Origin of the sequence: Dongia soli (genome assembly GCF_034044715.1) — a bacterium.
Lineage (GTDB): Bacteria > Pseudomonadota > Alphaproteobacteria > Dongiales > Dongiaceae > Dongia_B > Dongia_B soli.
Genome location: NZ_JAXCLW010000002.1, coordinates 858253 through 873098 on the forward strand (window position 1 = coordinate 858253; position 14846 = coordinate 873098).

11 protein-coding genes are annotated in these 14846 nt (G+C 58.3%); 5 read left to right on the plus strand and 6 right to left on the minus strand.

Features of this window, described 5'->3' with window-relative positions:
- Positions 1–57: 57 nt before the first annotated feature.
- The 5 genes from SMD27_RS10475 to SMD27_RS10495 all read left to right on the plus strand — a co-directional run bounded on the left by SMD27_RS10475 (position 58) and on the right by SMD27_RS10495 (position 5781).
- The gene (locus tag SMD27_RS10475; protein WP_320508310.1) at positions 58–1260 is read left to right on the plus strand and encodes a polyamine ABC transporter substrate-binding protein; all 1203 of its coding nucleotides are present in this window, start codon (positions 58–60) and stop codon (positions 1258–1260) included.
- 225 nt (positions 1261–1485) lie between these two features.
- The gene (locus SMD27_RS10480) at positions 1486–2718 is read left to right on the plus strand and encodes a polyamine ABC transporter substrate-binding protein (protein ID WP_320508311.1); all 1233 of its coding nucleotides are present in this window, start codon (positions 1486–1488) and stop codon (positions 2716–2718) included.
- An 81-nt stretch (positions 2719–2799) separates the two neighbouring features.
- Positions 2800–3945 carry an ABC transporter ATP-binding protein gene (locus SMD27_RS10485; RefSeq protein ID WP_320508312.1) on the plus strand — a complete coding sequence of 382 codons (1146 nt, stop codon included), beginning with the start codon at positions 2800–2802 and terminating at the stop codon, positions 3943–3945.
- A gap of 70 nt (positions 3946–4015) precedes the next feature.
- Positions 4016–4930 carry an ABC transporter permease subunit gene (locus SMD27_RS10490; protein ID WP_320508667.1) on the plus strand — a complete coding sequence of 305 codons (915 nt, stop codon included), beginning with the start codon at positions 4016–4018 and terminating at the stop codon, positions 4928–4930.
- 2 nt (positions 4931–4932) lie between these two features.
- Positions 4933–5781, plus strand: coding sequence for an ABC transporter permease subunit (locus SMD27_RS10495; protein WP_320508313.1), 849 nt, complete (start codon positions 4933–4935; stop codon positions 5779–5781).
- 443 nt (positions 5782–6224) lie between these two features.
- On the opposite strand, the gene SMD27_RS10500 is transcribed toward SMD27_RS10495, so the two are convergent.
- The 6 genes from SMD27_RS10500 to SMD27_RS10525 all read right to left on the minus strand — a co-directional run bounded on the left by SMD27_RS10500 (position 6225) and on the right by SMD27_RS10525 (position 14648).
- A complete protein-coding gene (locus SMD27_RS10500) occupies positions 6225–6872 on the minus strand; it encodes a bifunctional 4-hydroxy-2-oxoglutarate aldolase/2-dehydro-3-deoxy-phosphogluconate aldolase (RefSeq protein WP_320508314.1) in 648 nt (215 codons plus the stop codon).
- The gene (gene edd, locus SMD27_RS10505) at positions 6872–8734 is read right to left on the minus strand and encodes a phosphogluconate dehydratase (protein WP_320508315.1); all 1863 of its coding nucleotides are present in this window, start codon (positions 8732–8734) and stop codon (positions 6872–6874) included. The genes SMD27_RS10500 and edd overlap by 1 nt, the downstream gene beginning before the upstream one ends.
- 9 nt (positions 8735–8743) lie before the next feature.
- Positions 8744–9451 (minus strand): 6-phosphogluconolactonase, encoded by a 708-nt coding sequence (gene pgl, locus SMD27_RS10510; RefSeq protein ID WP_320508316.1) that lies wholly within the window; start codon positions 9449–9451, stop codon positions 8744–8746.
- Positions 9452–9463: 12 nt separating this feature from the next.
- Positions 9464–10942 carry a glucose-6-phosphate dehydrogenase gene (zwf, locus tag SMD27_RS10515; RefSeq protein ID WP_320508317.1) on the minus strand — a complete coding sequence of 493 codons (1479 nt, stop codon included), beginning with the start codon at positions 10940–10942 and terminating at the stop codon, positions 9464–9466.
- Positions 10943–11207: 265 nt separating this feature from the next.
- On the minus strand, positions 11208–12164 hold the full coding sequence (locus tag SMD27_RS10520; RefSeq protein WP_320508318.1) for a choline kinase family protein: 957 nt from the start codon (positions 12162–12164) through the stop codon (positions 11208–11210).
- A 33-nt stretch (positions 12165–12197) separates the two neighbouring features.
- A complete protein-coding gene (locus SMD27_RS10525) occupies positions 12198–14648 on the minus strand; it encodes a GcvT family protein (protein WP_320508319.1) in 2451 nt (816 codons plus the stop codon).
- Positions 14649–14846 lie beyond the last annotated feature (198 nt).

The following is a 14846-nucleotide window of genomic DNA, read 5'->3' on the forward strand; positions in this document are numbered from 1 at the left end:
AGTTCGGCGTGATAAGAAATAAAACCACGATCAAAAGTGCCTTGGAGGGATACGATCTTGAGCAAATTCAAATTAGGTGCCGTGGCTTTCGTCTCGGTTTTGCTGCTCGCAGCTTGCGGTGAAAAGAAAGAGCAGTCGCAGGGCGAACAGAGCAGTGCGACCGAGCAACAGTCGCAGCAGCAGCCTGCCGCTGAGCAGCAGGCCGCGGCGACCCCGAGTGGCGGTGACAGCGAAAAGCAAGTCAACGTCTATAACTGGTCCGATTATATCGGCGAGCACACCGTCGAGAATTTCCAAAAAGAAACCGGCATCAAGGTTCAGTACGACGTCTACGATTCCAACGAGACGCTTGAGGCCAAGCTGATGGCCGGCAATACCGGCTATGACGTCGTGGTGCCCAGCGGCGCCTTCCTCGGCCGCCAGATCAAAGCCGGCATCTATCAGAAGATCGACAAGTCGAAGCTAAAGAATTACGGCAATATCGACCCGCAGATCCTCGAAGCGCTGAAGGCTTTCGACCCGAATAACGAATACGCGGTCCCCTATTTCTGGGGAACGGTCGGCATCGGCGTGAATGTCGACAAGGTGAAGGAGCGTTTGGGCGACAACGCGCCGATCGACAATCTCGATCTGCTGTTCAAGCCGGAATTTGCCGCCAAGTTGAAGGATTGCGGGATCGCCATGCTGGATTCGCCGTCGGATGTCATGCCGATGGTTTTTGCCTATATGGGTAAGGATCCGCATACCAAATCGGCCGAGGATTACGCGGCAGCCGAGAAGCTGTTCCAGAGCATCCGTCCCTATATCAAGTATTTCCACTCCTCCAGCTACATCAACGATCTCGCCAATGGCGAGCTCTGCGCCGTGCTGGGTTGGAGCGGTGACGTCTTCATTGCCGCCTCGCGCGCCGACGAAGCCAAGAACAACAACCACATCGAATATCATATTCCGGTGCAGGGTTCGTTGCTCTGGGTGGACTCGCTGGCGGTGCCGAAGGATGCCAAGCACCCTGATAATGCACTCAAGTTCATCGACTATCTGCTCGATCCCAAGGTGGCGACGGATGGCGTCAATTATGTGACCTATTCGAGCTCCGTGAAGATCGATTTGATGCCCGGCGTCGATAAGGAGATTTCCGGTAACCCCGGCATCTACCCGACCCCCGAGGTCAAGAAGAAGCTCTTCTCGGATGTGATCGCCGATGCCGATACCGAGCGGCTCCGGACCCGGACCTGGACGACGATTAAGACCGGCCAGTAAGGTGCCGGTGATATCCTAAGTTAAAGCGCCCCGCCCCGGCGGGGCGCTTTTTCGTTAGGACCAGGATTTTTTGAACGAAGAATCAAATTTTACCCACATTACCGTCACGAGTGGTTGACAATGTGCCGGCGGGAAGGCTCAGATAGATGGGCAAGCCAGCGTGGCAAACAATGAAAACAAAGGTACACGCTTGCTGCAATGCCGCATACTGGGAGGTCATTTAAGATGAAAGTAGCACTGCGTGGCGCAGCGATGTCCTGCGTCCTCCTGCTCGCTGCCTATGGGTCTCAGGCAAGCGCGCAAGAAACTGCCACATCCACACCCCTCGCCACGCAGGCCGTCACGGCCGCAACCAAGGCCGCAACGAAGGCTGCTGGCGATATCGGTTTACAAAGCATCGTCACCGCTGCTGGCGATGTCGATACGGATGCGGAGAAAGAACTTAATATCTACAACTGGTCGGATTATATCGGCGAACACACGGTCGAGAATTTCACCAAGGAATATGGCATCAAAGTTCATTACGACACCTATGACAGTAATGAGACCTTGGAAGCCAAGCTCATGGCCGGCCATACTGGCTATGACCTAGTGTTCCCTTCCGCCAATAATTTCGCCCGCATGATCAAGGCGGGTATTTTTTTACCCCTGGATAAGTCGAAGCTGACCAATCTTTCGAACATGGATCCCACCATCGCGAAGATCGTGTCTGACTCGGCGGATCCCGGCAACAAATATGCCGTCACGTATATGTGGGGCACCAACGGCTTCAGCTACAATGTCGATATGATCAAGAAGCGCATGCCGGATGCGCCGCTCGACAGCCTGAAGATGATCTTCGATCCGGCGATTCTGTCGAAGTTCACGGATTGCGGCGTCAGCTTCCTGGACTCCCCGGAAGACGTCGTGCAGCTCGCCCTGCTCTATATCGGCAAGAGCCCAGTCTCGCAGAATCCGGATGACATCAAGGCAGCTTTCAAGATGCTTGCTAAGGTCCGGCCCTATATCACGATGTTCGACTCCCAGGGCTATCTGAACGCCCTGCCGAATGGCGACCGCTGCATCGCGATGAGCTGGTCGGGCGACTATGCAACTGCCCAGACTCGCGCCGATGAAGCCGGTAAGGACATCCATCTGGCCTACACGGTGCCGAAGGAAGGCGCCAATGTTTGGTTCGACGGCATGCTGATCCCGAAGGACGCGCCACATCCTAAGAATGCGCTTCTTTTCCTGAATTACATGATGCGGCCGGAGGTGATCGCCGACACCACCAATTACATCAACTACGCCAATGCCAATGCCAAGGCGACGCCCTTGGTCAATAAGGAGATCACCAGCAATCCGGCGATTTACCCCGATGCCGAAACCATGAAACGGCTGTATCCCGCCGTGGAGCGCAAAAATGACATCCAGCGCATCCTCACTCGGGAATGGACCCGTTTTAAGGCCGGGCAGTAAGATTTTTGGTCGACGTCTCCGTCAGGACGCCTAAGATCAGGTGTCCTGACGGAATTCTATGTTTGTTAATCAGGTAGGATCATGGCTGCAGAGAAACAGAAGCCGCAATCGACACACACCCTTTGGAACGATCCGCAAGCGGTACCCTATATCCGGATTGAGAACGTCACCAAGAGGTTCGGCGACTTTACCGCCGTCGATAATGTCTCGTTGAACATCTATCGCGGCGAGCTGTTTTCCCTGCTCGGCGGCTCGGGCTGCGGCAAGACCACTTTGCTGCGGATGCTGGCCGGTTTCGAAACGCCGACCACTGGCAAGATCTTCATCGACGGGGTCGATATGGCCGGCATCCCGCCCTACGAGCGGCCAACCAATATGATGTTCCAGTCATATGCCCTGTTTCCGCATATGACCGTAGAGCACAATGTTGCTTTCGGCCTGAAGCAGGATGGCGTCAAGGACGCGGAGATCAAACAGCGCGTCGCCGCAATTCTCGAACTGGTCAAGCTGACCCAGTTCGCCAAGCGTAAGCCGCACCAACTTTCCGGCGGTCAACGGCAGCGTGTCGCCCTCGCCCGCTCGCTGGTCAAGCAGCCGAAGTTGCTGCTGCTCGATGAGCCGCTGGGCGCGCTCGACAAGAAGCTGCGCGAAGCGACGCAGTTCGAATTGATGAATATTCAGGATCGCCTGGGCATCACCTTCATCGTCGTGACCCACGATCAGGAAGAAGCCATGACGCTCTCCACCCGGATCGGCGTCATGAATGCCGGCGAGATCGTCCAGGTCGGCACGCCGCAGGAGATTTACGAATACCCGAATAACAAGATGGTCGCGGACTTCATCGGCTCGGTCAACCTGTTCGAGGGGCGAATCGTCGAGGACGAACCCGGTCACGTCCTGATCAATTCACCCGAAGCCGGCGGCGATATTTATATCGATCACGGTATTTCCAGCGCACCGGGGGCCAAGGTCTGGGTCGCGCTGCGGCCGGAAAAGATCCACCTCTCCAAAGAGAATGTCCAGCAGCCAAACAACTGCCTCAAGGGCGTGGTCAAGGGCATTGCCTATATGGGCAATCTGTCGATCTATCTGATCCAGCTCGATAGCGGCAAACAGATCAAGGTGACGCAGCAGAACCAGCTTCGTTCGGCGGAGCAAGCGATCGATTGGGATGATCGCGTAAGCCTGACCTTCCATCCCAACAGTCCCGTCGCGCTGCTGAGCTGAGACCATGACAAGCGATAGCACATCTTCCCTGCCAGCCGGCGATGTCGGCAAGACCGGGATCGCCCGCCTCATGCCTTTTTCGGGAGGCCTGCATGCGTTCCTGCTGAAAATCGGCCTCTCGCCGCGGAACTGCGTCATCCTGGTGCCTTATATCTGGCTCACGCTGTTCTTCCTGGTGCCGTTCTTCATCGTCTTGAAGATCAGCTTTGCCTATATGACGATCGCGCAGCCGCCCTTCACCCATTTCTCGGAGACAGGGCATCTCAGCCTCAATATCAGCGACAGCTACGGCCGGCTGATCAGCGATCGCCTCTATATCGACTCATATCTCAATGCCATCAAAATGGCGGCGATTTCGACCGTGCTCTGCCTGTTGCTGGGTTATCCCATGGCCTACGGCATGGCGCGGGCAAAACCATCGACCCGCAACATCCTGCTGATGCTGGTCATCCTGCCGTTCTGGACCTCGTTCCTGATCCGCGTCTATGCCTGGATCGGCCTCCTGAAGAATAACGGCGTCATCAACAATATGCTGATGGCGCTCGGCATCATCAACGAGCCGCTCCATATGATGAATACCAATTTCGCGGTCTATATCGGTATTCTCTATTCCTACCTGCCCTTCATGATCCTGCCGCTCTACGCCAATCTCGAGAAGATGGATTTGTCCCTGCTGGAAGCGGCAGCGGATCTTGGCTGCCGGCCGTTGAAGGCTTTCTTCGTCATCACCGTGCGGCTCTCTTTGCCGGGCATCGTCGCAGGGGCCATGCTGGTCTTCATCCCGGCGGTCGGCGAATATGTCATTCCCGAATTGCTGGGCGGTCCCAGCACGCAGATGATCGGCCGCACGCTCTACAACGAATTCTTCTCCAACCGTGACTGGCCGACGGCCTCGGCAGTGGCCATTGCCATCCTCATTCTGCTCGTCGTCCCATTGGCGATCTTCCAGCGCTACCAGGACAAGCAGATGGAGGCTGCGGAGTAATCATGCATCGACAATCCTGGTTCATCCTCCTGGTCCTGACCCTTGGCTTCATCTTCCTTTATGCGCCGATCGTCTCGCTGGTGATCTTCTCCTTCAATGCCAGCAAGCTAGTGACGGTCTGGGGCGGTTTTTCAACCAAGTGGTACGGCGCCCTGGTCCAGGATCAGCAGATCCTCGATGCCGCCATGTTCAGCCTTCGCATTGCCGCCATCAGCGCGACTTTGGCGACAATCCTCGGTGTCATGGCGGGATATGTCCTGGTGCGCTTCCACAAGTTCCGTGGCCGCGCTGCCTTTAGCGGTATGGTGACGGCACCTCTGGTCATGCCAGAGGTCATCACCGGCATTTCGCTGCTGCTGCTGTTCATTTCCATGGAACAGTTGATCGGCTGGCCACAGGGCCGGGGCCTGACCACCATTATCATCGCCCATACGACCTTCACCATGTCCTATTCGGCCGTGGTGATGCGCTCACGCTTCCTTTCCCTGGATATCTCGCTGGAGGAAGCGGCGATGGATCTGGGGGCCAAGCCATCGAAGGTCTTCTTCGTCATCACCCTGCCGATCGTTGCACCGGCGGTGATCAGCTCCTGGCTGCTGTGCTTCACGATCTCGCTGGACGATCTGGTGATCACCTCCTTCACCAACGGCCCCGGCACCACGACCCTGCCGCAGGTGATCTTCTCCAAGGTGCGGCTTGGCCTCGACCCTAAGGTCAATGCCCTGGCGACGATCATCATCAGCATCGTTGCGACCGGCGTCATCATTTCCAGCTTCTATATGCGTCACAAGGAACATCAACGTCAGCGCGACGAACAGATGGCCATTCGTGCCGCAAGCCAGATGGCTTGACACCTCATATCAAGGGGATGTCAATGAAACGGGGAGCGAATGCTCCCCGTTTTCTTATCGGGAAGGCGATTTCCAGATCGCCGATCGGCAGAATACTTGTGCTGACCAGCCCTGCTTGCAGCCCGCGCTCCTTGTGAGTTTGACATTCGGGGACCAGGGACCCGATCCGGGCCCAAACCGGCAAACATCAGATGTTGGGAGCCAGCGCAGCGCACCATCGGCCAGGTGGTCAGCGACCTTGAGATGCAGCGCCCCCGAAGTCTTGCTGATAGAAGCTTCCGAAGCCACAGCCTTTGTGACCCGGATCACAGACGAAAAGACGGTTCAGGTTTAGCGTTAGAAACGTAGGGCCGGCCGTCACCTCACCGTCCCCAGCATAGCCAGTCCTGCAGACCGAGCGCCCGTGCTACTCATCCCAGCCGGGCGCTCTCCCCTTTTTGGCTTCAGACCGCAATTTCTTGTCGCATGATGGCGCGGAAACGCTCAACACGGTCGGCGATCTCCTGCCATTGCCCGGCCATGATCGCGCCTTCAGGCACCACCCAGGAACTGCCGACGGCGATTACATTGGGACAGGACGCGTAAGTCGCCGCGTTGTCGACATCGATGCCGCCGGTCGGACAGAACATCACATCCGGCAATGGCCCGCGCAAGGCGTTCAACATCGCGACCCCGCCGGACAATTCGGCTGGGAAGAATTTCAAGGTCGTCAGCCCCTCTTCCAATCCCGTGAGGATTTCCGAAGCCGTTACCGCCCCAGGCAAATAGGGCACATTGAGGTTACGGGCGGCGCGGATCAGGTTGACGGTCAAGCCCGGGCTGACGGCGAAACGCACGCCCATCTTCGCCAGGCGTTCCAATTGCGACGTGTTCGTGACACTGCCGGCACCGACGATGATCTCCGGCACCTCCGCGATCACCCGTTCCATGACCTTCCAGGCCGCCGGACGGCGGAGGGTAACTTCGATCATCTTGACGCCGGCAGCAACCAGGCATTTCGCTAGCGGCACTGCGGGCTCTTCGGAATCCATCACCACGACCGGCACCACGCCAGTCTCGCGCAAGGTATTCCGCATATCGAACTCGGCCATCACGCCACCTCCGCTCCGACGCGCTGCGCGCCGCCCAATTTTGTTCCCTGGCTATCGATCCAGGCACCGAAGGTCATTGCCCCCTGCTCCGCCGTGGTCGCCAGTTGCCGCATGCCGGCGAAGAGCTCACGGCCAATGCCATCCTGCATCGCATGGCTATGCCACAACTCACGCGCGGCCAATTTTGCATCCTCCACCTGAACGTCCAATCTACCGGTCTCCGCATCGAGCTCGACGATGTCGCCATCCTGCAACCTGGCCAGCGGCCCGCCATGGCTAGCTTCCGGCGTCAGATGGATGGCTGCCGGTACCTTGCCGGAGGCGCCGGACATGCGGCCATCCGTCACCAAGGCGACCTTGTAGCCCAGATCCAACAGAACGCCCAGCGATGGTGTCAGCTTGTGCAGCTCCGGCATGCCATTGCCGGACGGACCCTGGCCCCGCAGAACGACCACAACATCGCGATTCAACTTGCCGTCCTTGAAAGCCTGGATCACATCGTCCTGATCGTCGAAGACGGCGGCCGGCGCAATGACACGGCGATGCTGCGGTTTGACGGCCGATATCTTCATGACCGAGCGGCCGAGATTGCCTGTCATGAGGCGAATGCCGCCCTCGTCAGCGAAGGGATTATCGATCGGCCGCAAGATGGAAGTGTCGAGAGATTCGACCGTGCCCGGGCGCCAGATCAGGCGGCCGCCATCAAGAAAAGGTTCTTCCGTGTAACGCGAGAGTCCCTGCCCCATGATCGTCTGCACATCTTCATGCAGTAGGCCGGCCTTCAGAAGCTGCGCGATAACGAAACCGACGCCCCCGGCGGCTTGGAACTGGTTCACGTCAGCACTGCCATTGGGATAGATCCGGGCCAGCAAGGGAGTGATCCGGGAGATATCCGCGAAGTCCTGCCAATTGAGAATAATCCCCGCCGCCCGCGCGCAGGCGATGAGATGTATCGTGTGATTGGTTGAACCGCCCGTCGCCATCAAGCCGACGACCGCATTGACGAAAGAACGTTCGTCGATCACATCGGCGATCGGTCGCGGCGTTTTGCCGCCGATGGCGATATCCACCGCATGCTGTGCGGCTGCTACGGTCAAAGCATGGCGCAGCGGCATCTCTGGATTGACAAAGGCGGCACCCGGCATATGCAGGCCCATGATTTCCATGAACATCTGATTGCTGTTGGCGGTACCATAGAAGGTGCAGGTCCCAGCCGCATGATAGCTGGCCATTTCGGCCTTCAGCAGTTCCTGACGGTCCACTTGTCCTTGTGCGAAAAGCTGCCGTATCCGGCTTTTTTCGTCATTCGGAATGCCGGAGGTCATCGGTCCACCGGGAACGAAGATGGTTGGCAGATGACCGAAGCATAAGGCACCGGTTAGTAATCCCGGCACGATCTTGTCGCAGATGCCCAGGCACAAAACAGCATTGAACATGTCGTGGCTGAGCGCCACGGCCGTCGCCATGGCGATCACATCGCGGCTGAACAGTGACAGTTCCATCCCAGGCTGGCCTTGGGTTACGCCGTCACACATGGCCGGCACGCCACCGGCAAATTGCGCGATCGCGCCCTTTTCGCTCGCCGCCGCTTTGATGATATCCGGGTAATCCTTGTACGGGTGATGGGCGGAAAGCATGTCGTTATAGGCGCTGACAATCGCCACATCGATGCCGGCTTCATCGCTGAGCTTATGCTTGCCTTCGGCATCGCAGGCAGCGATGCCATGGGCGAGATTGCCACAAGAGAGATTCCGCCGGCGCTTACCCGTCTGGGCACGGGCCACCTTCTCAAGATAGACTTTGCGGCTTTCCGCACTGCGCTTGACGATCCGTTCGGTAACGTCGCGAAGAGTCGGGTTCATCTTCGGTTCTCATTCTTCCGTGAAATGAATTTCCACCGGCACACGACCTTGCCGAAGGATTGCGGCGATCGGCAGCTCCGATGCTGCCGCTGTCTTGGCACGCTCGATGACGGCCAGTTTGTCGGCGCCGCGTATGGCGAGCAGGATAAGGCGGCTGCGCAGCAGAAAACCCAAGCTGAGCGAGAGGCGGGGCTGGCCATTGATCGGCGCATCGCTGGCAATGCAGATAGTAGCACTCTCGGGGTTCAACCCTTCGGCCAGATCCGGCAGGCCCGGAAATAGCGATGCGAAATGCCCGTCTCCACCCATACCGAGCAAAACAGCATCGAGGGGCCGAGATAATTGCCGCAATGCAGTTTCAGCGCCTGGAATCCCAAGGCTTGGTTTCGGTGATGCGTCGTAGAGACCGATCATATGTGCCTCGGCCGCCGGTCCCTGCAAAAGGCGGTGGCGAACCAAAGCCTCGTTGCTGGATCGATCGGAGACCGGCACCCAACGTTCATCCGTTAGGGTGACAGCCACCCGAGCCCAGCAAAGCTGCATCTTCGCCAGCGCATCGAAGATCGGTCCGGGCGTTGTTCCACCCGGCACAGCGAGAGAGGCCGCTCCATGATCTTCCACTCCCAGCCGGAGTTGCTTGGCGATACGGTCCGCGACCGCCTGTGCAAAGACTTCGGCAGTTGCATGGCGATGATTTGTAATATCGGGGACAATCATCCGTATCGCGCGTCAATCCTCTTCATGCCAGGTACGACCATCGCGTTCGATCAGGGCGATGGCTGCTGAGGGGCCCCAGGCCCCTGCTGTATAATGCTTCACGGGCACGTTTTGTTGCTGCCAGGCATTGAGAATCGTGTCGGTCCACTGCCAGGCGGCTTCGACCTCGTCCACGCGCATGAACAAAGTGGGGCGGCCGCGAATAACATCCAACAGCAGGCGTTCATAAGCGTCAGGGATGACCGTTCCGAAGGTATCGGCAAAACTGAGATCCAAGGCGGTCTGCCGCAGATTCAATTCGCCCGGGCCCGGTTGCTTGTTCAGCATCTGGAAGCGAATTCCTTCATCCGGCTGAATGCGCATGATCAGCCGGTTGGGCGGGAAAGGTCCGGCCGTATCCGGATAAATGAAATGCGGCGGCGAGCGGAACTGCACGACGATCTCGGAGCAGCGCTGCGGCAGACGCTTGCCGGTGCGCAGATAAAAGGGCACGCCGGCCCAGCGCCAATTATCGATATGTGCTTTGATCGCCACGTAGGTTTCGGTGTCGCTGCCACCTTTGGCGTCCTGTTCCTCGAGATAACCAGGCACCGCTTTGCCGTCGATAGCGCCGGCCCGGTATTGACCGCGTACCGTCAAATGCGCGACCTCGTTCGGCGCGATCCGCACCAGGGACTTCAGCACCTTCACCTTCTCATCGCGAATGGCATTGGCTTCCAGCGAGATCGGCGGTTCCATCGCGGTCAGACAGAGAAGCTGCAGCAGATGGTTCTGGATCATGTCGCGCAACGCGCCGGCGCCATTGTAATAGCTCCAGCGGCCGGAGACGCCGACGGTTTCCGCCACGGTCACCTGGACATGATCGATATAGGTACGGTTCCAGAGCGGTTCGAACAGGGAATTGGCAAAGCGCAGCACCATGAGGTTCTGCACCGTCTCTTTACCGAGATAGTGATCGATGCGGTAAATCTGGTGCTCGGCCACGACTTGGCCTACCTCTGCATTGATCTCATGCGAGGACTCAAGGTCGTGACCGAGCGGCTTCTCCAAGACCAGCCGCGTCTCCGGCGTGATCAGCCCGGCTTCGCCCAGAGACCGTGTGATCGGCCCGAAGAGGTCAGGTGCCGTGGCGAGATAGAAGACGCGCGGCACCTCCTCCCGCCCCTCGAAGACTTTCTTCAAGGCGCCATAATCGTCATGCTGTGTCGCATCCATGCCGACAAAGGAGAGGCGCCGGGAAAAACGTTCCCAAGTCTTGGTATCGAACGCCTTTTCCGGCAGGAAGTCGTGACAGGCCTGCTCGACCAGCGCGCGGAAAGCATTGTCATCCAAATTGCCACGCGACGCGCCGATGATGCGACCGTCCTCCGACAGCCGATTGTCACGGTCGAGCTGGAACAAAGCCGGCAACAGCTTGCGCTTCGCCAGATCGCCCCGGCCGCCGAATACAACAACGTCAAAGGGATGGGTGATAAGGGTTGGTCTTGGCATTCGCCCTATACCTCTATCGCTGAAATCGGTCCGATGCCCTCAGACTAACCGGTCCCGACTTGAGAATGAAAGCGGCTAAGGCTGACCGATCCGAGATAGTTTGTCATCGCTCATTGTTAGCGCTAACTTGCATTGCAAATCAATGGCCATGAACGTAATCCCGGCGCTTCAATATCCTTATTTTAGATGCGAATTTCCGACGGACCCTTTCCTGCCTGTCACGGGTCGCCCGAGAGGTCCAGAATGCCCGGACGGCCCGATCGAATTACCCGTCGACGATCGCCTGCAGATGGCGACCGAAATCCGCCTGCCCCATCAGCTTCTTGCAGCGTTCGAAGCGGTTGACCGCATAGGCCCAGAAATCATCCGCGGGGTTCTCGTTGAAATGCTGGATGATGCCCCAAAGCGTCCAAAGAAGGTCACACATCGCCTTATAGGCCACCATCCGGCCGCGTTCCGCCGGCGGAATGCGGTTTTCGAAATAGGCGCGCAACAGGGCTTCGTCCTGATCAGGGCCGAAACTGGCTTCGACCGAGAGATCGCCAAGATCCCACATCGGATCGTTATTGCCGGCATATTCCCAATCGATGACATAGACGCGGCGCCCGGTATCAAGGAAATTCTCGGACAGCGGATCGCAATGGCAAGGCACTACCGGTAGCTCGCGCACGGCCAGCGCCTCGCGCACCTTTCCCGCATCGCGCTTGACGTCATGATAGCCATCGGGCAGTGGCGCGTTTTTCTTGCCGAGAAAATCCAGATACTCATCGATCATCTGGAACAGTTCAAACCGATTGCGGAAAGGTTTACCGCAATCATGTATCCGGCGCAGACTTTGAGCAGATCGTGCCACGGCGCCGAGATCCTTGAAGCGCTCAGCATTCATCGTGATAGCGCCATCGATGAAACGGCACAGCATGACCCCGTCTCTTTCATCGAACCACAGGAGCTCGGCATTGACACCGATCTCGGCGGCGATGCGGGCGGCCTGGGCCTCGTTCACCCGGTTGATATATTCGCTGGTACCGGCGCCGGGAATGCGTAGAACGAAACGGCCGCTCGGCGTTTCCAAACGATAGTTCCGATTGGTCAAGCCACCCAACCGCTCGATGGTGATTTCCATTGGCGGCAGATCGCGCATGGCCGGCATGCGCGCCAGGGCCGCCATCACATCATGTCTTGCGTCATGTTGCGCCGCGGCGCCTTTCCGCTCCTCGCTCAAGTTTTCCTCCCAGCATCATCAGGTTTTTTGTCATCAGGCTTTCAGCCTTTCGTTTTTTGCATCGTAAAGTGCGCCGTCATGGCGCGTCGCGGCGCTGACCTCGCCGAAAGCTTCGATTTCGAAGCCGGTTTGCTGCGCCAGATCGACCGGCAGATAGCCATAGGCAATGCTCTTGCCGATCGTGTAGCCGAAATTGCCGCTGCTGGTAACGCCGACCACCTTACCATTCTTCAGGATCGCCTCGCCGCCATAAACTGCCAAGGGATGCTCCAGCGTAAAAGTGCAGAGTTTCTGCCGGATGCCTGTCTCGCGCTGCCGCAGCAAAGCGTCGCGGCCGATGAAGTCGCCTTTCTTGAAATTGACCCGGAAGCCAAGGCCGGCTTCCAGCGGCGTATAATCCGGCGTGATGTCGCTACTCCAATAGAGATAGTTCTTTTCCATGCGCAAGGAATCGATGGCGCGGTAGCCGGCATCGCGAATGCCGTAAGCCTCGCCGGCCGCGCGCAGCAGCTCGTAGACATGGCCCGTATATTCCGTCGGGATATGCAGTTCCCAGCCCAGTTCGCCGACATAGCCGATGCGGATCGCCAGGACGGGCGCAGCGCCGATGGTGATCTGGCGGCAGGTGCCATAGGGAAAGGCGGCGTTGGAGACGTCCTCTTCCGCCACTTGGGACAGCACATCGCGTGCCTTCGGGCCGCAGAGATTGATCACCGCTTTTGCCGAGGTGACGTCGATGATATGCACCGAGCCGTCATTGCGCAGATGGCTTTCGATCCATTGCCGGTCATGGCCGCCAAAGGCGCTGCCGGTGACGAAATAGAAGCGGTCCTGTCCCAAGCGGGTGAAAGTTAGGTCGCATTCGATGCCGCCCTTCTCGTTGCAAAGCTGGGTATAGATGGCGGTACCGACGGGTTTGGCGATATCGGAGACGGCGAGGCGTTGCAAGGCGGGCACGGCGCCTGGGCCGATGATCTCGAATTTCGCGAAAGAGGTCTGGTCGATCAGCGCGACATTCTCCCGGATCGCCCGATGCTCCGCGCCGACATGTTCAAACCAGTTGGTCTGGCGCCGGTCATAGGCCGGCTTATCCACCGCTTCGACACCCACCGGTGCAAACCAGTTGGGCCTTTCCCAGCCGGCGCGCGAACCAAAGACGGCGCCCCTCGCCTTCAGCGTCTCGAAAAGCGGCGAGCGACGGATATTGCGCTGTGTCTCATGCTCATCACCTGGGCGATGCAGCTTGTAATGATGGCCATAGAGCTCGACGGCGCGGCGATACATGAACCAGCGGGTGCTATGATGGAAGCTGAACCGCCGCACATCGAGTGGCCAGAGATTGAGGCTGGGCGACCCTTCGGTGATCCATTCAGCCATCATCCGGCCGGCACCACCGCCGGCGGCGATGCCGTAGAGGAAGCCGGTCGAGACGAAGTAGTTGTTGAGTTCCGGCGCCTTGCCCATGACAAAATCGCCGTCCGGCGAATAGGGAATCGGCCCGTTGAGTAATTGCCGCACGCCCACCGTCTCGATTATCGGCGTCCGTTTCGTGGCATAGCGGGCCAGAGGCTCGAAACGCTCGAAATTATCCTTCAGCAATTCCTGGCCGAAATCACGCGGGATGCCGTTCGGCGCGAAGGCCAAGGTATTGTCCTCATAACCGCCGACGACGATGCCGCGCACTTCCGGCTTGTAATAAACGAGATGATCCGGATCGCGCATGGTCGGCATGCGGACCGGGATATCCGGGATCGGATCGGTGATGAGATATTGATGTTCAACCGCAAATGACGGCGCGCGCACGCCGGCCAGTTTCGCGACTTCATGACCCCACATACCGCAAGCATTAACGACGAGATCGCAGCTCCATTTGCCTTTATCGGTATGGACTTCCGTCACCCGGCGATTGGTGATGGTGTAATCGATCACACGCTCGCCGATGACGATTTTCGCGCCCCGGTCCTTGGCGCCCTTGGCCAAGGCCTGGCAGACGCTGGAGGGATCGATATAGCCGTCGCTGGGAATGTAGACGGCGGAGCGCACGTCATCGAGGCTCATGATCGGGAAAAGCTCCTGCGCCTCTTTTGGCGACAGCCAGTGCATTTCCAGATCGAAGCTCTTCGCCATGGTAAGCGAGCGTTTGTTCTCCATCTCGCGCTCGGCGGAGCATGCGAGACGCAAGCTGCCATATTTTTTCCAGTCCAGCGGCTGGCCGGTTTCGGCTTCAAGGCGGTCGTAGAGCTCGACGGAATATTTCAGCATCCGCGTGGTGTTGCGCGAAGTGCGCAGCTGGCCCACCAACCCGGCCGCATGCCAAGTGGCGCCATGCGTCAGGCCGCTCTTTTCCAGAATGACGACATCCCTCTTGCCGAGCCGCGTTAGGTGATAGGCGATGGAGCAACCGAGAATGCCGCCGCCGATGATGATGATTTCCGCATGCCGTTGAATGGCATCTTGCCGGCCGGAAGCCGCGGCGCCCGTCATTCCAATTCTCCCCGAAAGCCTTCAAGCCATCTCGGCGGAGCTCGGCCGAGATGCAGAGCACGATTATTGATGACACAAAACCACATGAATACAAAAATAAATCTTGCTCTTATGTGGCTTCTTGGCGTTCAATTGAGAAGTCAGGCGTGCAATGAGGCGCAAAGCGCCAATAATAAGCAACAAATTTGCATGGAGGCG